At 65.0% G+C, this 16,886-nt stretch carries 17 protein-coding genes; 10 read left to right on the top strand and 7 right to left on the bottom strand.

Annotated elements, in window-relative coordinates; genetic code table 11:
* Window positions 1-122: 122 nt before the first annotated feature.
* The gene (locus M2D63_RS14835) at window positions 123-458 is read right to left on the bottom strand and encodes a DOPA 4,5-dioxygenase family protein (RefSeq protein WP_285863685.1); all 336 of its coding nucleotides are present in this window, start codon (window positions 456-458) and stop codon (window positions 123-125) included.
* Between the two features lie 78 nt (window positions 459-536).
* Between M2D63_RS14835 and M2D63_RS14830 the strand changes: the two genes are divergently transcribed.
* Both M2D63_RS14830 and M2D63_RS14825 read left to right on the top strand, forming a co-directional pair.
* Window positions 537-1,154 carry an NAD(P)-dependent oxidoreductase gene (locus tag M2D63_RS14830; RefSeq protein ID WP_285863684.1) on the top strand — a complete coding sequence of 206 codons (618 nt, stop codon included), beginning with the start codon at window positions 537-539 and terminating at the stop codon, window positions 1,152-1,154.
* Window positions 1,155-1,236: 82 nt separating this feature from the next.
* A complete protein-coding gene (locus M2D63_RS14825) occupies window positions 1,237-2,808 on the top strand; it encodes a SulP family inorganic anion transporter (RefSeq protein ID WP_285863683.1) in 1,572 nt (523 codons plus the stop codon).
* Here M2D63_RS14825 and aroE read toward each other — a convergent pair.
* Both aroE and hemF read right to left on the bottom strand, forming a co-directional pair.
* Window positions 2,805-3,629 carry a shikimate dehydrogenase gene (aroE, locus tag M2D63_RS14820; RefSeq protein ID WP_285863682.1) on the bottom strand — a complete coding sequence of 275 codons (825 nt, stop codon included), beginning with the start codon at window positions 3,627-3,629 and terminating at the stop codon, window positions 2,805-2,807. The genes M2D63_RS14825 and aroE overlap by 4 nt on opposite strands.
* A gap of 55 nt (window positions 3,630-3,684) precedes the next feature.
* The gene (gene hemF, locus M2D63_RS14815) at window positions 3,685-4,611 is read right to left on the bottom strand and encodes an oxygen-dependent coproporphyrinogen oxidase (RefSeq protein ID WP_285863681.1); all 927 of its coding nucleotides are present in this window, start codon (window positions 4,609-4,611) and stop codon (window positions 3,685-3,687) included.
* Between the two features lie 130 nt (window positions 4,612-4,741).
* Here hemF and M2D63_RS14810 point away from each other — a divergent pair, with 130 nt between their 5' ends.
* Window positions 4,742-5,719: an NADPH:quinone reductase gene (locus M2D63_RS14810; protein WP_285863679.1), complete on the top strand. Its 978-nt coding sequence runs from the start codon at window positions 4,742-4,744 to the stop codon at window positions 5,717-5,719.
* Window positions 5,720-5,804: 85 nt separating this feature from the next.
* On the opposite strand, the gene M2D63_RS14805 is transcribed toward M2D63_RS14810, so the two are convergent.
* A complete protein-coding gene (locus M2D63_RS14805; protein WP_285863678.1) occupies window positions 5,805-6,362 on the bottom strand; it encodes an L-threonylcarbamoyladenylate synthase in 558 nt (185 codons plus the stop codon).
* Between the two features lie 39 nt (window positions 6,363-6,401).
* On the bottom strand, window positions 6,402-7,508 hold the full coding sequence (gene dprA, locus M2D63_RS14800; RefSeq protein ID WP_285863676.1) for a DNA-processing protein DprA: 1,107 nt from the start codon (window positions 7,506-7,508) through the stop codon (window positions 6,402-6,404).
* A gap of 220 nt (window positions 7,509-7,728) precedes the next feature.
* Here dprA and def point away from each other — a divergent pair, with 220 nt between their 5' ends.
* Genes def through M2D63_RS14775 form a run of 5 tightly spaced genes read left to right on the top strand, consistent with a single transcriptional unit; the run spans window position 7,729 to window position 12,249 of the window.
* On the top strand, window positions 7,729-8,235 hold the full coding sequence (gene def / locus M2D63_RS14795; protein WP_285863675.1) for a peptide deformylase: 507 nt from the start codon (window positions 7,729-7,731) through the stop codon (window positions 8,233-8,235).
* Window positions 8,236-8,292: 57 nt separating this feature from the next.
* A complete protein-coding gene (fmt, locus tag M2D63_RS14790; protein ID WP_285863674.1) occupies window positions 8,293-9,225 on the top strand; it encodes a methionyl-tRNA formyltransferase in 933 nt (310 codons plus the stop codon).
* Window positions 9,222-10,532 (top strand): 16S rRNA (cytosine(967)-C(5))-methyltransferase RsmB, encoded by a 1,311-nt coding sequence (gene rsmB / locus M2D63_RS14785; RefSeq protein WP_285863673.1) that lies wholly within the window; start codon window positions 9,222-9,224, stop codon window positions 10,530-10,532. The genes fmt and rsmB overlap by 4 nt, the downstream gene beginning before the upstream one ends.
* Before the next feature lie 19 nt (window positions 10,533-10,551).
* The gene (gene trkA / locus M2D63_RS14780; protein WP_285863672.1) at window positions 10,552-11,925 is read left to right on the top strand and encodes a Trk system potassium transporter TrkA; all 1,374 of its coding nucleotides are present in this window, start codon (window positions 10,552-10,554) and stop codon (window positions 11,923-11,925) included.
* A gap of 12 nt (window positions 11,926-11,937) precedes the next feature.
* Window positions 11,938-12,249 (top strand): hypothetical protein, encoded by a 312-nt coding sequence (locus tag M2D63_RS14775; RefSeq protein ID WP_285863671.1) that lies wholly within the window; start codon window positions 11,938-11,940, stop codon window positions 12,247-12,249.
* Between the two features lie 74 nt (window positions 12,250-12,323).
* Here the strand turns inward: M2D63_RS14775 and M2D63_RS14770 are convergent, their stop codons facing one another.
* Window positions 12,324-13,211 (bottom strand): lysophospholipid acyltransferase, encoded by an 888-nt coding sequence (locus M2D63_RS14770; protein WP_285863670.1) that lies wholly within the window; start codon window positions 13,209-13,211, stop codon window positions 12,324-12,326.
* A 40-nt stretch (window positions 13,212-13,251) separates the two neighbouring features.
* Window positions 13,252-13,803 (bottom strand): DNA-3-methyladenine glycosylase I, encoded by a 552-nt coding sequence (locus M2D63_RS14765; RefSeq protein ID WP_285863669.1) that lies wholly within the window; start codon window positions 13,801-13,803, stop codon window positions 13,252-13,254.
* 82 nt (window positions 13,804-13,885) lie between these two features.
* Here M2D63_RS14765 and glyQ point away from each other — a divergent pair, with 82 nt between their 5' ends.
* On the top strand, window positions 13,886-14,833 hold the full coding sequence (glyQ, locus tag M2D63_RS14760; RefSeq protein WP_285863668.1) for a glycine--tRNA ligase subunit alpha: 948 nt from the start codon (window positions 13,886-13,888) through the stop codon (window positions 14,831-14,833).
* Entirely contained in the window at window positions 14,830-16,884 is a 2,055-nt protein-coding gene (gene glyS / locus M2D63_RS14755; RefSeq protein ID WP_285863667.1) for a glycine--tRNA ligase subunit beta, read from the top strand. The genes glyQ and glyS overlap by 4 nt, the downstream gene beginning before the upstream one ends.
* Window positions 16,885-16,886: the final 2 nt, after the last annotated feature.

Here is a 16,886-nt window from a genome sequence, read left to right as displayed (position 1 = left end):
GGGGGGGGGGGGGCCTGGGGGGGGGGGGGGGGCCCATTGTTTTTTTTAATTGGGTTATTCTGGGGGGGTACCCCCCGCTCTTCTTTTTTTTTGTGGGGGGGGGTTGCCCCCGCGATTGCTTTTCAGGCCTGTTCGAAAATCGACAGGTCCAGCGGCCTGATCGCGCCCATCCAGATCGCATGATCGCGGTGATCGGCCAGTTCATCCCCGGTCAGCGGATGCAGGAACACCACCAGCCCCCGGCGATACAACGCCAGCCACGGCAACACCACACCTACCACCTCCGGCCCGAACGCCAGCTGGCAGCTCCAGTCCGGATGCGGCCCGACCGGTTTCTGGTGCATGCGCCCCATGGTCACCGGAAACAGCTTGGAAGCCTCTTCACACAGCTGCCGAGCCTGTTCCAGCGTGCTGGCGTCGTAATAGACGTGAGCGTGATAGCCCTTGATCCTCTGCACGAAAAACTCCTTGATTGCCACGAACCCCGATCATAACCTGAGGTTCAACGATCACCCGCAACCTGTGGGAGTGACGGAATGAAAAATGCCGAAACTCCAGTGTTCAAGCTGGTCATCCTCGGTGGTTCGAGCAGCCTGGGCAGCGCCCTGATGGCTGAGCTGCTCAAGCGCCAGCATGAAGTGATCGCCGTGGTCGACGACCTCAACAAGCAGGCACCTCGCCCTGGACTGCACTTCAAGATCGGCGGCCTGGGCACGGCCGATCAGGCTGAACAAAGCGTGGCCGGCGGCTCGGCGGTGATCTGCCTGCTGGCGGCACTGGCGCCCGACGACTTCACCACCCAATTGCAGATGTCGCAGGCCCTGATCAGCGGTCTTTCCAGAACGACTATACGCCGCCTGTTGCTGGTGGGCGATTTCAGCGTGCTCGATCACAGCGAAGGACACAGCGAACAACAACAGGCCTGCGCCGACCAGATCGTCGACCTGCTGCAACGCAGCACCTTGCACTGGACCCTGATCAATACGCCCCAGGAAGTCGCCGGGCTGGGTATCGAGCACTTCCACCATACCCACGGCAACCTCGAACCCGGCCTGGCCGAACCCTTGCAGCACCTGGCCCGGGTGGCCGCGGCCATGGTCGATAGCCTGGAGCTGAAACTGCACCAGGGCGAGCATGTGAACTTCGTGTTCTGACCCGCCCAACCTGCGCCCGGACTTGCCTTGAGCCGCCAGAAATCGCACCCTGAGCAGCTTCCGCCTGCTCCAGAGAGTGCCCATGGCCCGGCCTGACCGCCACCCCTTGCTGCCGTTCCTCAGCTGGCTACCCCGGCAAACCCGGGGCAGCGTGCGCCGCGACCTGCTGGTGGGCCTGAGCGGTGCCATCCTGGCCCTGCCACAGTCGATCGCCTACGCCCTGATCGCCGGACTTCCGGCCGAATATGGCCTGTATGCGGCGATCGTGCCGGTATTGATCGCCTGCTTGTGGGGATCGTCCTGGCATCTTATCTGCGGGCCGACGGCGGCCATCTCCATCGTGCTCTACGCCAGCATCAGCCCCCTGGCCATCAGCGGCAGTGACGATTACATCACCCTGGTGCTGTTGCTGACCTTCCTGGCCGGCGTGTTCCAGTGGCTGCTGGGGCTGCTGCGCTTCGGTGCGCTGGTCAACTTCGTTTCCCACTCGGTGGTACTGGGCTTCACCCTCGGCGCAGCCGTGGTGATTGCCCTGGGGCAACTGCCGAACCTGCTGGGGCTCGACCTTCCCAGCCAGGCCACGGCCCTGAAAACCCTGGAAAGCCTGCTGGAGCACGCCGGTGAAGTGGACGGGCCTTCGCTGCTGCTGGGCCTTGGCACCTTGCTGCTGGGCATCCTGCTGAAACTGCTGCGCCCTCGCTGGCCCGGCCTGTTGATCACCCTGACCCTGGCCAGCCTGCTGGTGTGGCTGCTGCCGGGGTGGTTCGCTGATGTGCAGTTGGTGCCCGGCTTCGTCGGCCAGCTTCCGCCCTTGAGCCCCTTGCCGCTGCTGGACCTGGAGCTGATCCTGCGCCTGCTGCCCAGCGCCGTGGCGGTGGGCATGCTGGGCCTGGTGACCAGCCTGTCGATTGCCCGCTCGCTGTCGTCGCGCTCGGAACAACTGATCGATGCCAACCAGGAAATCCGTGCCCAGGGGCTGTCGAACATGGTCGGCAGCGTGTTCTCCGGCTACCTGTCTTCAGGCTCGTTCACCCGTTCGGGCCTGAGTTATGACGCTGGCGCCCGCTCGCCATTGGCCGGTGTGTTCTCGGCCCTGTGGGTGGCGCTGTTCGCGGTGGCGGGCGCCGGATTGATAGCGCACCTGCCCATCCCGGCCATGGCCGGCAGCATCCTGCTGATCTGCTGGGGCCTGGTGGATCATCGGGCCATGCGCGCGCTGTTCCGGGTCAGCCGCGCGGAATTCCTGGTCATGGCCCTGACCGCAACGGCCACCTTGCTGCTGGAGCTGCAGACCGCCATCTACGCCGGGGTGCTGGCCTCGCTGTTTTTCTACCTCAAGCGCACCTCACGGCCACGGGTGCAGCATTCGCGCGAAGGCGATGCCGATGTGCTGCGGGTAGGGGGCTCGATCTTCTTTGGCGCCAGCCATTACCTGCAGGTGCGCCTGCAACGCTGCCAGGGTCCGGACGTGGTGATCGACGCCCGGCAGATCAACTTCATCGACTATTCCGGGGTCGACATGCTCCACCGCGAAGCCCGCCGCCTGGGCCGGGCAGGCGGCAGCCTGACGCTGCATCGGGCGCGTCCACAGGTGATCGAGGAGTTGCACAAGCTGGAAGGGGCAGCGCACTGCCCGATCCGTTTCGAAGGTTAGCCGCGGGCCAGCTGGCGACGCAGTTCGTCCAGCACCGGGCCGGTGTCCGGGCGTACGCCACGCCAGATGCAGAAGGCTTCGGCGGCCTGCTCGGCGAGCATGCCCAGGCCGTCCAGCACCTGGGCAGCCCCGTGTTCGGTGGCCCATCGGCAGAACGGCGTCGGCTCCTTGCCGTACATCATGTCGTAGCACACGGTCTTGCCCGGCTCGATCAGGCTGGGGGAAATCGGCGGCAGTTCGCCGGCCAGGCTGGCGGAGGTGGCATTGATGATCAGGTCGACAGGCTCTTTGAGCCAGGCGAAGCCACTGGCGGCCACCGGGCCCAGGTCAGCGAATTCATGGGCCAGTCGTTCGGCCTTTTCCACCGTACGGTTGGCGATCACCAGCGATGCCGGCTTGTGCGCCAGCAGCGGTTCCAGCACACCGCGTACCGCACCGCCAGCACCCAGCAGCAGGATACGTTTGCCGCTGAGCTGCACCCCGGCATTGACGGTCAGGTCGCGCACCAGGCCGGCGCCGTCGGTGTTGTCACCCTGCAGGCTGCCATCGGCCAGCTTGATCAGGGTGTTCACCGCGCCGGCCCGTTCGGCCCGTGGCGTCAGGCTGTCGACCAGGCGATAGGCTTCTTCCTTGAACGGTACGGTGACGTTGGCGCCCTGGCCCTGCTTGAAAAAACCCAGGGCGCAGTCGGTAAAGTCATCCAGCGGTGCCAGCAAGGTGTTGTACTCCAGCTGCTGGCCGGTCTGGTCGGCAAACAGGCGGTGGATCAGCGGCGACTTGCTATGGCCGATCGGGTTGCCGAATACAACGTACTGGTCCATTCACGCGGTTCCTGGGTCGGGGCCGGACACTCCGGCAAAGTTATCCACAGAGCGGTCAGCGACCTGGCTTGGCCTCGCCAATCCAGTCGCGATCCTGCAGGAAATACTCGGTCAGGCGCGCTTCGTCGCTGCCTGGTGCCGGTTTCCAATCGTACCCCCAACGCACCTGCGGTGGCAGCGACATCAGGATCGATTCGGTACGACCGCCCGACTGCAGGCCAAACAGGGTGCCACGGTCATAGACCAGGTTGAACTCGACGTAGCGACCGCGGCGGAATTCCTGGAACTCACGCTGCTCGGCGGTATAGGCCATGGCCTTGCGGCGCTGGACGATCGGCAGGTAGGCCTCGATATAGGCATCGCCGATGGCGCGCATGAAGGCGAAGCAGGTGTCGAAGTCCCACTCGTTCAGGTCGTCGAAGAACAGGCCGCCAATGCCGCGCGGCTCGCCACGGTGCTTGAGGTGGAAGTAGCGGTCGCACCAGGCCTTGTAGCGCGGGTAGACATCGGCACCGAACGGCGCACAGGCGCGCTCGGCCACCTGGTGCCAGTGCAGGCAGTCTTCTTCGTTGCCGTAGTACGGGGTCAGGTCGAAGCCGCCACCGAACCACCAGACCGCCTCTTCACCTTCCTTTTCGGCGATGAAAAAGCGCACGTTGGCGTGGGAAGTCGGCACATGCGGGTTGTGCGGGTGGATCACCAGCGACACGCCCAGGGCCTCGAAACCCCGGCCAGCCAGTTCCGGCCGGTGGGCGCTGGCCGACGGCGGCAGGCCGCTGCCGAAGACGTGGGAGAAGTTCACCCCGCCTTTTTCGATGACCTGGCCGTCGCCGATCACCCGGGTCCGTCCGCCACCGCCGGCCTCGCGCGTCCAGGCGTCCTCGACGAAGCGGCCGCCGCCGTCTTCGTTCTCGAGGGCGGCACAAATACGGTCTTGCAAGTCGAGCAGGTAGGCTTTCACGGCCTCGGTGCGGCTAGTCATCAGGTCACCTGGAAGCGGGCATGAGCAAATTCGGCGCGTAGCATACCACCGGCAACCGGCTGGCCGCAGTTGACGGCGATCAAGCAAAGGCGTCCGATAGGGGTTTCCCTAACGCAACAGGAGCGTGCAGATGGCCAAGCGTATCCAGTTCAGCCAGCATGGGGGCCCGGAGGTCCTGCAACTGGTCGATTTCGAACCTGCCGATCCCGGCCCGGAGCAGGTGCGTGTACGCAACCACGCCATCGGCCTGAACTTCATCGACACCTACTTTCGCAGCGGCCTGTATCAGCCACCGGCCTTGCCCTCGGGCCTGGGCACCGAAGGGGCAGGGGTGGTCGAGGCGGTCGGTGCGCAGGTGAGCCGGCTCAAGGTCGGTGACCGCGTCGCCTACGCCGGCGGTCCGCTGGGCGCCTACAGCGAAGTGCATGTGCTGCCGGAGGCCAACCTGGTCAAGCTGCCCGACAGCATCAGCTTCGAACAGGCGGCGGCGGTGATGCTCAAGGGCCTCACCGTGCAGTACCTGCTCAAACAAACCTATGCCGTGCAGCCGGGCGACACCATTTTGTTCCACGCCGCCGCCGGCGGTGTCGGCTCGCTGGCCTGTCAGTGGGCCAAGGCCCTGGGCGCCAGGCTGATCGGTACGGTCAGTTCGGCGGAAAAAGCCGAACGCGCCAAGGCACTGGGAGCCTGGGCGACCATCGACTACAGCCGTGAAGATGTGGCACAGCGCGTGCTGGAACTGACCGACGGCAAGAAATGCCCGGTGGTCTACGACGGCGTTGGCCAGGACACCTGGCTGACCTCGCTGGACTGCCTGGCGCCCCGTGGCCTGATGGTCAGCTTCGGCAACGCCTCGGGCGCGGTGAGCGGGGTCAACCTGGGTATCCTGGCGCAGAAGGGCTCGCTGTACGTCACCCGCCCGACCCTGGCCAGCTACGCCAATTCGGCGGCCAACACCCAGGCGATGGCTGACGACCTGTTCGCGATGATTACCAGCGGCAAACTGACGGTGGATATCCAGCAGCGTTATCCGCTGAGCGAGGCGGCCAAGGCGCAGACCGAGCTGTCGGCGCGGCGGACGGTGGGGTCTACGGTGCTGCTGCCTTGAATCGGTGCTGATTCGATCGCGGGGCAAGCCCGCTGCCACAGACCGGTATGGTCCCTGTGGGAGCGGGCTTGCCCCGCGATAGGGGTCATCCAGCCCGAACCACTTCCCCGGTCACCAGGTCGCGAATCACACTCGGATTGCGCCGCCCACCCAGGGCGCCACCCAGCACCAGGTCCAGCTGGCCACGGAAATACTGCTCGACGCGCAGGCGCGACTTGGCCGCAGGACGTCCCTGGGGGTTAGCCGAGGTCGATACCAGCGGCCCGACCAACGAGCACAGCTCACGCACCACCGGATGGTCGCTGACCCGCAGGGCGACGGTGTCGTGCACCCCGGTGATCCATTCCGGCAGCATGTTCTGGTGCGGCACCAGCCAGGTGTTGGGCCCGGGCCAGGTGCTGCTCATGCGATCGATCCAGGTTTCGGGGAAATCCTCGAACAGGAAGTCGAACTGGCGGATATTGTCGGCGATCAGGATCAGGCCCTTGTCCACCGAGCGCGACTTGATCGCCAGCAGGCGATCCACCGCTTCCTCGTTCCATGGGTCACAGCCCAGGCCCCAGACGGCCTCGGTTGGGTAGGCAATCACCGCACCGGCCCGGATTTCACGCGCGGCTTGTTGCACACGCCAACTGCTCACCATTGCTTTCTCTCCGCATTCTAAGGCTGACCCGCAGTGTACTTAGCCTGGTCGGGCAAACCAACGCCCGGCTTCATTACAGACCCGTCCTGCCACCTCCAGCTCGGTCAATGCCGCCAGCACCCTGGGCAATGGCCAACCGCTGCTGGCGGCCAGCCCCTCGCTGGTATGGGGGGCGGCCAACAGCAATGTCTCCAGTATATGCAGGCCCCGCGCAGGCTCCTCGTTCGCCAACGGCGGTAAACACTGCCAGCCTTGCAGGGTTTCGACGATCTGCTCGACGTTTTCCACCAGCAATGCACCGTCGCGAATCAACTGGTGGCAGCCCCTGGAGCCCGGATGATGGATCGAGCCCGGAATGGCATAGACCTCACGCCCTTGTTCGGCCGCCAGGCGCGCGGTGATCAGCGAACCACTGGCCAGGCTCGCCTCGACCACCAGCACGCCCAGCGACAGCCCGCTGATGATGCGATTGCGCCGGGGAAAGTTGCCCGCCACCGGCCCGGCATCCAGGGGAAATTCGGAAACCACGGCACTGCCTCGCTCGATCATGGCCGCAGCCAGCGCCCGGTGGCGTTGTGGATAAAGTTTCTGCAGACCTGTGCCCAGCACCCCGATGGTACCCCCTTCGACATCCAGCGCCGCCTGATGGGCAGCGCCATCGACCCCCAGGGCCAGGCCGCTGGTAATCACGAAACCGCCGCGGGCAAGGCTTCTGGAAAACGCCGCGGCGGTGTCCAGCGATGGCCTTGAAGCGCGGCGACTGCCGACGATTGCCAACTGCGGTTTTTCCAGCAGGGCCGGGTTGCCGGCGACGAACAGCAGGGGCGGGGCGGCGTCCACTTCCGCCAGCAAAGCGGGGTAGGCGGGGTCGTCCCACATCAGCACATGCTGGTCGGGCCGCTCTAGCCAGGCCAATGCAGCCGCAGCGCCTTCACGCACTTCAGCACTGCGACGGGCCTCGGCACTGGCAAACGGGATATCCAGTGCACGCCAGGCACCGGCTGGGGCGCTGAGGGCCGCCGAAGCGCTGCCAAAGGCCTGGAGAAGTCTATGAAAGCGTTGCGGGCCAAGTGCCGGCAAGCGGTGCAGGCGCAAACGCGCCTCGAGTTCGGCGGGCGAACAGCACCCGGGAGCGGACTGCGACATGGCGATCATCCTTGATCGAGCAGAGACCCCACACCCTGCACAAGCTGTGGATAACTCTGTTGATAATACTTTGACAACCGGTTGAAAAATGCCCCCGGTCGGCAGCCTTTCGGGCCTGTCTGAAACCTTAGCTGACCTTTGCCAGGTGCCGAATCCGGCGAATCCCTTTATTATGTGTATTCATGTTTGTATTTCATCGCACAGTGCAGCTCATACGCTTATGGCCATTCTGAACATTCTCGAATTCCCGGACCCGCGCCTTCGCACCCTCGCCAAACCGGTGATGGAAGTCGACGACAGCATCCGCCAGCTGGTCGATGACATGTTTGAGACCATGTACGAAGCCCCTGGCATCGGCCTCGCCGCCACCCAGGTCAACGTACACAAGCGCGTCGTGGTCATGGACCTGAGCGAAGACCGCAGCGAGCCACGGGTGTTCATCAACCCCGAGCTCGAAAAACTTACCGACGACATGGACCAGTACCAGGAAGGCTGCCTGTCGGTGCCCGGCTTCTACGAGAACGTCGATCGCCCGACCCGGGTCAAGATCAAGGCACTGGACCGCGACGGCAAGCCCTTCGAAGAAATCGCCGAAGGCCTGCTGGCGGTGTGCATCCAGCACGAATGCGATCACCTCAACGGCAAGCTGTTCGTTGACTACCTGTCGACGCTCAAACGCGACCGAATCAAGAAGAAACTGGAAAAGCAGCACCGCCAGCAAGCTTGATCCCCTCATCCAGAAGGCTTGCTCCGGCAAGCCTTTTTCTTTTTTAGCGAGAACTCCATGCGCATTGTCTTCGCAGGCACCCCAGAGTTTGCCGCCGAACACCTCAAGGCCCTGATCGACAGCCCCTACGAGGTCGTGGCCGTCTACACCCAACCGGACCGTCCGGCCGGGCGCGGCCAGAAGCTGATGCCCAGCGCCGTCAAGCAACTGGCTGTGGATAACGGCATCCCTGTCCTGCAGCCGCCGACCCTGCGCAATGCCGATGCCCAGGCCGAACTGGCCGCCTTCGCCCCCGACCTGATGGTGGTGGTCGCCTACGGCTTGATCCTGCCGCAAGCGGTGCTGGATATCCCGCGCCTGGGTTGCATCAACAGCCATGCCTCGCTGCTGCCTCGCTGGCGCGGCGCCGCGCCGATCCAGCGCGCGGTGGAGGCGGGCGACCGTGAAAGCGGCGTGACCGTCATGCGCATGGAAGCCGGCCTCGATACCGGCCCGATGCTGCTCAAGGTATCCACCCCGATCAGCGCCACCGACACCGGCGGCACCCTGCACGACCGCCTGGCCGAAATGGGCCCGCCGGCAGTGCTGCAAGCCGTGGCCGGCCTCGCCGCTGGCACCCTGCAAGGCGAGATCCAGGACGACAGCCTGGCCACTTATGCACACAAGCTGAACAAGGACGAAGCACGCCTGGACTGGAGCCGCCCGGCCGTCGAGCTGGAGCGCCTGATCCGCGCCTTCAACCCTTGGCTGATCTGCAACAGCAGCCTGAACGGCGAAGTGCTGAAGGTGCAAGCCGCGACGTTATCCACAGGCAGCGGCACGCCGGGTGAGATCCTGTCCGCCAGCAAGGACGGCCTGATCGTCGCCTGCGGCGAGCAGGCCCTGTGCCTGACCCGCCTGCAATTGCCCGGTGGCAAGGCGCTGAACTTCAGCGACCTGTTCAACAGCCGCCGCGAGAAGTTCGCCATTGGTACGGTGCTCGGTCAATGAATCCACGTCTGGCGGCCGCCCGCGCCCTGGCGGCGGTACTCAGCGGCAAGGCCTCGCTGAACAGTTCGCTGCCTGCGCAGCTGGACAAGGTCGAAGCCCGCGACCGTGGCCTGACCCAGGACCTGGCCTTCGGCACCGCGCGCTGGCAGCCACGCCTGTCGGCCCTGGCCGAGCGCCTGCTGCAAAAGCCGTTCAAGAGCGCTGACCGCGATGTCGAAGCCTTGCTGCTGGTCGGCCTGTATCAGTTGCTCTACACCCGCATCCCGGCCCATGCCGCCATCGGCGAAACCGTCGGCTGCGCCGACAAGCTGAAAAAGCCCTGGGCCAAGGGGCTGCTCAACGCCGTGCTGCGCCGGGCGCAACGCGAGAGCAACGACATCCTCGCCGAGCTGGAACGCGACCCGGTGGTGCGTACCGCCCACCCGCGCTGGCTGCAGAAGTCGCTCAAGGCATTCTGGCCTGAGCAGTGGGAGGCTATTTGCGCGGCCAACAACGCGCACCCGCCGATGATCCTGCGGGTCAATCGCCGGCATCACAGTCGTGACACCTATCTGGGCCTGCTGGGCGAGGCGGGCATCGAAGCCAGTGCCTGCCAGTACAGCGCCGATGGCATCGTCCTCGCGGGTGCCTGTGACGTACGCGACCTGCCTGGCTTCGAGCAGGGCTGGATCAGCGTCCAGGACGAAGCGGCGCAACTGGCCGCCGACCTGCTCGACCTCGCCCCCGGCCAGCGCGTGCTCGACGCCTGCTGCGCACCGGGCGGCAAGACCTGCCACCTGCTCGAAGCCCAGGCGCAACTCGACGCCGTGGTAGCCATCGACCTGGAAGCCAAGCGCCTGACCCGGGTCCGGGAGAACCTCGACCGCCTCGGCCTCGATGCCCAGCTGATTGCCTGCGACGCCCGCGACACCGCCAGCTGGTGGGACGGCAAGGGCTTCCAGCGCATCCTGCTCGACGCGCCGTGCTCGGCCACCGGGGTGATCCGTCGTCACCCGGACATCAAGATGACCCGCCAGGCCGACGACATTCCGGCTCTGGCCAGCTTGCAGGGCGAACTGCTCGATGCCTTGTGGCCGACCCTCGAAGTCGGCGGCATCCTGCTCTATGCCACCTGCTCGAGCCTGCCGACGGAAAACACCGAAGTCATCGAGGCCTTCCTGGCCCGCACCCCGGGTGCCCGCGAGCTGGACCTGGCGACCCAGGCCGGCGTGCGCCAGCCCCATGGCCGCCAGTTGCTGGCCCAGGAAGGCGGCCACGACGGCTTCTACTATGCCAAGCTGATCAAAATAGCCGCCGCGCGCGGATAACAAGAGAAGGGAAGAGCGGATGAAGATCATCATCCTCGGCGCAGGGCAGGTCGGCGGCACGCTGGCTGAACACCTGGCCAGCGAAGCCAACGACATTACCGTGGTCGACACCGATGGCGACCGCCTGCGCGACCTCGGCGACCGCCTGGACATCCGCACCGTCCAGGGCCGCGCCTCGTTCCCTACCGTGCTGCGCCAGGCCGGTGCCGATGACGCCGACATGCTGGTGGCGGTGACCAACAGCGACGAGACCAACATGGTCGCCTGCCAGGTCGCCTACACCTTTTTCCACACCCCGACCAAGATCGCCCGGGTGCGTGAATCGGCCTACCTGACCCGCGCCGGCCTGTTCGACAACGATGCCATTCCGGTCGATGTGCTGATCAGCCCCGAGCAGGTGGTTACCCACTACATCAAGCGCCTGATCGAGCACCCGGGCGCCCTGCAGGTGATCGACTTCGCCGAAGGCAAGGCGCAACTGGTGGCGGTCAAGGCCTACTATGGCGGTCCGCTGGTCGGCCAACAGCTGCGCCAGATCCGCGAGCACATGCCCAACGTCGACACCCGCGTGGCGGCGATCTTCCGCCGTGACCGGCCGATCCTGCCCCAGGGCGATACCGTGATCGAAGCCGACGACGAAGTCTTCTTCATCGCCGCCAAGGCCCACATCCGCGCGGTGATGGGCGAGCTGCGGCGCCTGGACGAAACCAACAAGCGCGTGGTCATCGCTGGCGGCGGGCAGATCGGCGAGCGCCTGGCCGAAGCCATCGAAAGCCGCTACCAGGTCAAGATCATCGAGATGAACCCGGCCCGCTGCCGCTACCTGTCCGACACCCTGGACAGCACCGTGGTGCTGCAAGGCAGCGCCTCGGACCGCGACCTGATGCTCGAAGAGAACATCGCCGAAGCCGATATCTTCCTGGCCCTGACCAACGATGACGAGGCCAACATCATGTCCTCGCTGCTGGCCAAGCGCCTGGGCGCGCGCAAGGTGATGACCATCATCAACAACCCGGCCTATGTCGACCTGGTCCAGGGCGGCGAAATCGACATCGCCATCAGCCCGCAGCTGGCCACCATCGGCACCTTGCTCGCCCACGTGCGCCGTGGCGACATCGTCAGCGTGCACTCGCTGCGCCGTGGCGCGGCAGAGGCGATCGAGGCCATCGCCCATGGTGACTCGAAGTCGAGCAAGGTGATCGGCAAGGCCATCGAAGACATCGCCCTGCCGCCCGGCACCACCATCGGCGCGATCATTCGCGACGAAGAAGTGCTGATTGCCCATGACGACACCGTGATCGAGGCGGGTGACCATGTGATCCTCTTCGTTGTCGACAAGAAGTACATCCGTGACGTCGAGAAGCTGTTCCACGTGGGCTTGAGCTTCTTCTAAGAGGACGGCGACATGCGCGAATCACTGGAAAAGATGCTGGCCAAGGGTGTGGATAACGCCCTGCTGCGCTTCGGCCTGGGCAAGGCCTGGCTGGATGAAGGCAATGGCGCCGAGGCGGCGCTGCACCTGCAGCGCTGCGTCGAGTTCGATCCGAAGTATTCGGCGGCGTGGAAGCTGCTGGGCAAGGCGCATCAGCTGCAGGGCGACAAAGCCGCGGCGCGCCTGGCCTGGGAACAGGGGCTGGAAGCCGCGAAGGCCCATGGCGACAAGCAGGCCGAGAAAGAGATGACGGTGTTTCTCAAGAAGCTGGATAAAGCTGGTTAAACCATCGCGGGGCAAGCCCGCTCCCACCGATCTGCATGATCCGGTGGGAGCGGGCTTGCCCCGCGATGAGGCCCTCAGTACCAGCGCGCCTCCCCAGGCGGACGCTTCTTGAAGCGCTTCATGCTCCACATGTACTGGCTCGGATAGGCCCGCACATAGCGCTCGACCACCTGGCTCATGGCCGCTGCCGAGGTTTCGGTGTCTTCGCTGTACATCGCTTCGGGCGCCGCTTCCAGGATCACCTTGAAACCGGACCCGTCCGGCAGGCGCAGGGCATGCAGGAACACCCCCACGGCCTTGCCGCCGGCGAGCATGTTCGGCACGAACTTGCTGGTCAGCGCCTTGGTGGCGAAGAACGGCACGAAGACCCCCGCCGACTCGGCCGGCTCCGGGTCTGCCGGAATGCCGACCTGACCGCCTTTGCGCACTTCCTTGATGATGCTCAGGATGCCTTCCTTGGTCGAAGCCGCGACGCGGTTGCCCAGTTGCACGCGCTGTTCGCGCAGCAGGTCATCGACCGCCTTGAGCTTGGGTGGACGGTAGAAAATGATCGGTTTGCACTGGTTGCAATAGAAGTGATTGAGCACTTCCCAGTTGCCCAGGTGGCTGGTGATGCCGACCACGCCCTTGCCCGAGGCCAGTGCGGCCTGCAGCACTTCCAGGCCCTCGACCTCGCGCACCAGCGCGAGCGAGCGCTGGGCCGGCCAGATCCAGGCACAGGCGCTTTCGGTGAAGGACTTGCCGATATCCATCAGGGTACGGCCGACCAGTTGCTCGCGCGCCGCCGGGTCCATCTCCGGGAAACACTTGGCCAGGTTGATGCGCACCACTTCGCGCGAGCTGTTCGGCACCTTCCACATCATCCAGCCGATGGCCGCGCCGACCCGCTGTACCGCGCCCCAGGGGAGCTTGGCAAACAACCGCAACGCCCCGACCATCAAGGCGCCTTTGAATTTATCCACAGGCTGGTTCCTCTTTCTGCAAGCCGGCCATTGTACCCCCTCAGCGCCGCAGAGCGGGGTAGCGATCGCAATCGGTGGTGTGATCCATGACCATGCCGGTGGCCTGCATGAAGGCATAGCAGATGGTCGGGCCGACAAAAGTGAAGCCGGCCTTGCGCAGCGCCTTGCTCATGGCCGTGGCTTCATCGGTGACCGCCGGGACCTCCCCGCGCTGACTGAAATGGTTGATTTTCGGCGCGCCGCCGACGAACGACCAGAGCCATTCGCCCGGGTTCTCCAGGGCCAGCCAGGCACGGGCATTGCGCCGCGCGGCATTGAGCTTGAGGCGGTTGCGAATGATGCCGGGGTCGAGCATCAGTGCTTCGATCTCCTCGTCGCTCATCTGCGCCAGGCGCTGCGGATCGAAGCCGAACAGCACCTGGCGGTAGCGTTCGCGCTTTTTCAGCACGGTGATCCACGACAGGCCGGCCTGGAAGCCTTCGAGCAGCAGCATTTCGAACAACTGGCCCGGGTCGCGCTGGGGCGTGCCCCACTCCTGATCGTGATACGCCTCATAAAGCGGATCGTCGGTACACCAAAAGCAGCGTGGCATAAGGCTCCAAGGGTAGAGGCCTGCGCGAATCGGGTTATACTCCCGCTCTTTATATTCGCAGCCCTAGAAACAGGTGAATTTCGTGAGCCAGCCTACGCCAGCCGTGCGTACCTTCCAAGACCTGATCCTCGCCCTGCAGCAGTACTGGGCCGAGCAAGGTTGTGTGGTACTTCAGCCCTACGATATGGAAGTAGGCGCCGGCACGTTCCATACCGCCACCTTCCTGCGCGCCGTCGGCCCGGAAAACTGGAACGCTGCCTACGTGCAGCCCAGCCGCCGTCCGGCCGATGGCCGCTATGGTGAAAACCCCAACCGTCTGCAGCACTACTACCAGTTCCAGGTAGTGCTCAAGCCGAACCCGGCGAACTTCCAGGAACTGTACCTGGGCTCGCTCAAGGCCATCGGCCTCGACCCGCTGGTGCACGACATCCGTTTCGTCGAAGACAACTGGGAATCGCCGACCCTCGGCGCCTGGGGCCTGGGCTGGGAAATCTGGCTCAACGGCATGGAAGTCACCCAGTTCACCTACTTCCAGCAAGTAGGCGGCATCGAGTGCTACCCGGTCACCGGTGAGATCACCTACGGCCTGGAGCGCCTGGCCATGTACCTGCAGGGCGTCGACTCGGTCTACGACCTGGTCTGGACCGACGGTCCGTTCGGCAAGGTGACCTATGGCGACGTGTTCCACCAGAACGAAGTGGAGCAGTCGACCTACAACTTCGAACACGCCAACGTCGAAAAGCTGTTCGAACTGTTCGACTTCTACGAAAGCGAAGCCAATCGCCTGATCGAGCTCGAGCTGCCGCTGCCGACCTATGAAATGGTCCTCAAGGCCTCGCACACCTTCAACCTGCTCGACGCCCGCCGCGCCATCTCGGTAACCGAGCGTCAGCGTTACATCCTGCGCGTACGTACCCTGGCCCGCGCCGTGGCCCAAAGCTACCTGCAGGCCCGCGCCAAGCTGGGCTTCCCGATGGCGTCCCCTGAATTGCGTGATGAAGTGTTGGCTAAGCTGGAGGCTGCACAATGAGTGCTCAAGATTTCCTGGTTGAACTGGGCACCGAAGAACTGCCACCCAAGGCCCTGAGCAGCCTGGGCGATGCTTTCCTCGCCGGTATCGAGAAAGGCCTGCAGGCCGCTGGCCTGAACTACACCGCCAAGCAGGTGTTCGCCGCACCGCGCCGCCTGGCCGTACTGATCAGCCAGCTCGACACCCAGCAGCCGGACCGCAGCATCAACCTCGACGGCCCGCCACGCCAGGCGGCGTTCGACGCCGAAGGCAACCCCACCCAGGCAGCCCTGGGCTTCGCCAAGAAGTGCGGTGTAGAGCTGTCGGATATCGATCAGAGCGGCGCCAAGCTGCGCTTCTCCCAGCACATCCCGGGCAAGGCCACCGCCAGCCTGCTGCCAACCATCGTCGAAGATTCGCTCAACGACCTGCCGATCCCCAAGCGCATGCGCTGGGGTGCGCGCAAGGACGAGTTCGTGCGTCCTACCCAGTGGCTGGTAATGCTGCTCGGTGACGAGGTGGTCGACTGCACCCTGCTGGCGCAGAAAGCCGGTCGTGAGTCCCGCGGCCACCGCTTCCACCACCCGGAAAACGTGCGCATCAGTGCCCCGGCCAACTACCAGGAAGACCTGCGCAAGGCCTACGTGCTGGCCGACTTCGCCGAGCGTCGCGAGCTGATCAGCAAGCGCACCGCCGAACTCGCCATGCAACAGGAAGGCAGCGCCATCGTGCCGCCCGCGCTGCTCGATGAAGTGACTGCGCTGGTCGAGTGGCCGGTGCCGCTGGTCTGCTCCTTCGAGGAGCGTTTCCTGGAAGTCCCTCAGGAAGCCCTGATCACCACCATGCAGGACAACCAGAAGTACTTCTGCCTGCTGGATACCGACGGCAAGCTGCTGCCACGCTTCATTACCGTGGCCAACGTCGAGAGCCGCGATCCCAAGCAGATCGTCGAAGGCAACGAGAAGGTCGTGCGCCCACGCCTGACCGACGCCGAGTTCTTCTTCAAGCAAGACAAGAAGCAGCCGCTGGAAAGCTTCAACGAGCGCCTGCAAAACGTGGTGTTCCAGGCCCAGCTGGGCAGCGTTTTCGACAAGGCCGAGCGGGTTGCCAAGCTGGCCGCCTTCATCGCCCCACGCATCGGCGGCGACGCCCAGCGCGCAGCGCGTGCCGGCCTGCTGTCCAAGTGTGACCTGGCCACCGAGATGGTCGGCGAATTCCCGGAAATGCAGGGTGTTGCCGGCTACTACTACGCCCTCAACGACGGCGAGCCGGAAGATGTGGCCCTGGCCCTGAACGAGCAGTACATGCCGCGCGGTGCCGGTGCCGAACTGCCGTCGACCCTGACCGGTGCGGCCGTGGCCATCGCCGACAAGCTCGACACCCTGGTCGGTATCTTCGGTATCGGCATGCTGCCAACCGGCAGCAAGGACCCCTACGCCCTGCGTCGGGCCGCCCTGGGCGTGCTGCGCATCCTGATCGAGAAGCAACTGGACCTGGACCTGACCGAAGCGGTGAACTTCGCCGTCACCCAGTTCGGCAGCAAGGTCAAGGCTGCGGGCCTCGCCGACCAGGTGCTGGAGTTCATCTTCGATCGCCTGCGTGCCCGTTACGAAGACGAAGGCATCGACGTCGCCACCTACCTGTCGGTTCGCGCCCTGAAGCCGGGTTCGGCGCTGGACTTCGACCAGCGCGTGCAGGCCGTCCAGGCCTTCCGCCAGCTGCCTGAAGCCGCTGCCCTGGCCGCGGTGAACAAGCGCGTGTCGAACCTGCTGGGCAAGGCCGAAGGCACCATCGCCACCTCGGTCGAGCCGAAGTACTTCGACAATGCCAACGAGTTCTCCCTGTACTCGGCCATCCAGCAGGCCGACCAGGCCGTGCAACCGATGGCCGCTGCGCGCCAGTACAGCGAATCGCTGGCACGCCTGGCTGCCCTGCGCGAACCGGTCGACGCCTTCTTCGAGGCGGTGATGGTCAACGCCGAGGACGCCAAGGTGCGGGCCAACCGTTATGCCCTGCTCAGCCGCCTGCGCGGTCTGTTCCTGGGCGTGGCCGACATTTCGCTGCTGGGGTAAGT

It is taken from the genome of Pseudomonas sp. BJa5 (genome assembly GCF_030272875.2).
GTDB lineage: Bacteria > Pseudomonadota > Gammaproteobacteria > Pseudomonadales > Pseudomonadaceae > Aquipseudomonas.
This window is presented reverse-complemented; position numbering and strand designations above follow the sequence as displayed.

Coding starts and splice junctions, on each gene's coding strand:
- M2D63_RS14775 (WP_285863671.1), top strand. CDS start 11,938: ATGCGCGAATCACTGGAAAAGATGCTGGCCAAGGGTGTGGATAACGCC.
- rsmB (WP_285863673.1), top strand. CDS start 9,222: ATGAATCCACGTCTGGCGGCCGCCCGCGCCCTGGCGGCGGTACTCAGC.
- fmt (WP_285863674.1), top strand. CDS start 8,293: ATGCGCATTGTCTTCGCAGGCACCCCAGAGTTTGCCGCCGAACACCTC.
- hemF (WP_285863681.1), bottom strand. CDS start 4,611: ATGACTAGCCGCACCGAGGCCGTGAAAGCCTACCTGCTCGACTTGCAA.
- aroE (WP_285863682.1), bottom strand. CDS start 3,629: ATGGACCAGTACGTTGTATTCGGCAACCCGATCGGCCATAGCAAGTCG.
- M2D63_RS14810 (WP_285863679.1), top strand. CDS start 4,742: ATGGCCAAGCGTATCCAGTTCAGCCAGCATGGGGGCCCGGAGGTCCTG.
- M2D63_RS14805 (WP_285863678.1), bottom strand. CDS start 6,362: ATGGTGAGCAGTTGGCGTGTGCAACAAGCCGCGCGTGAAATCCGGGCC.
- def (WP_285863675.1), top strand. CDS start 7,729: ATGGCCATTCTGAACATTCTCGAATTCCCGGACCCGCGCCTTCGCACC.
- M2D63_RS14830 (WP_285863684.1), top strand. CDS start 537: ATGAAAAATGCCGAAACTCCAGTGTTCAAGCTGGTCATCCTCGGTGGT.
- dprA (WP_285863676.1), bottom strand. CDS start 7,508: ATGTCGCAGTCCGCTCCCGGGTGCTGTTCGCCCGCCGAACTCGAGGCG.
- glyS (WP_285863667.1), top strand. CDS start 14,830: ATGAGTGCTCAAGATTTCCTGGTTGAACTGGGCACCGAAGAACTGCCA.
- M2D63_RS14825 (WP_285863683.1), top strand. CDS start 1,237: ATGGCCCGGCCTGACCGCCACCCCTTGCTGCCGTTCCTCAGCTGGCTA.
- M2D63_RS14765 (WP_285863669.1), bottom strand. CDS start 13,803: ATGCCACGCTGCTTTTGGTGTACCGACGATCCGCTTTATGAGGCGTAT.
- trkA (WP_285863672.1), top strand. CDS start 10,552: ATGAAGATCATCATCCTCGGCGCAGGGCAGGTCGGCGGCACGCTGGCT.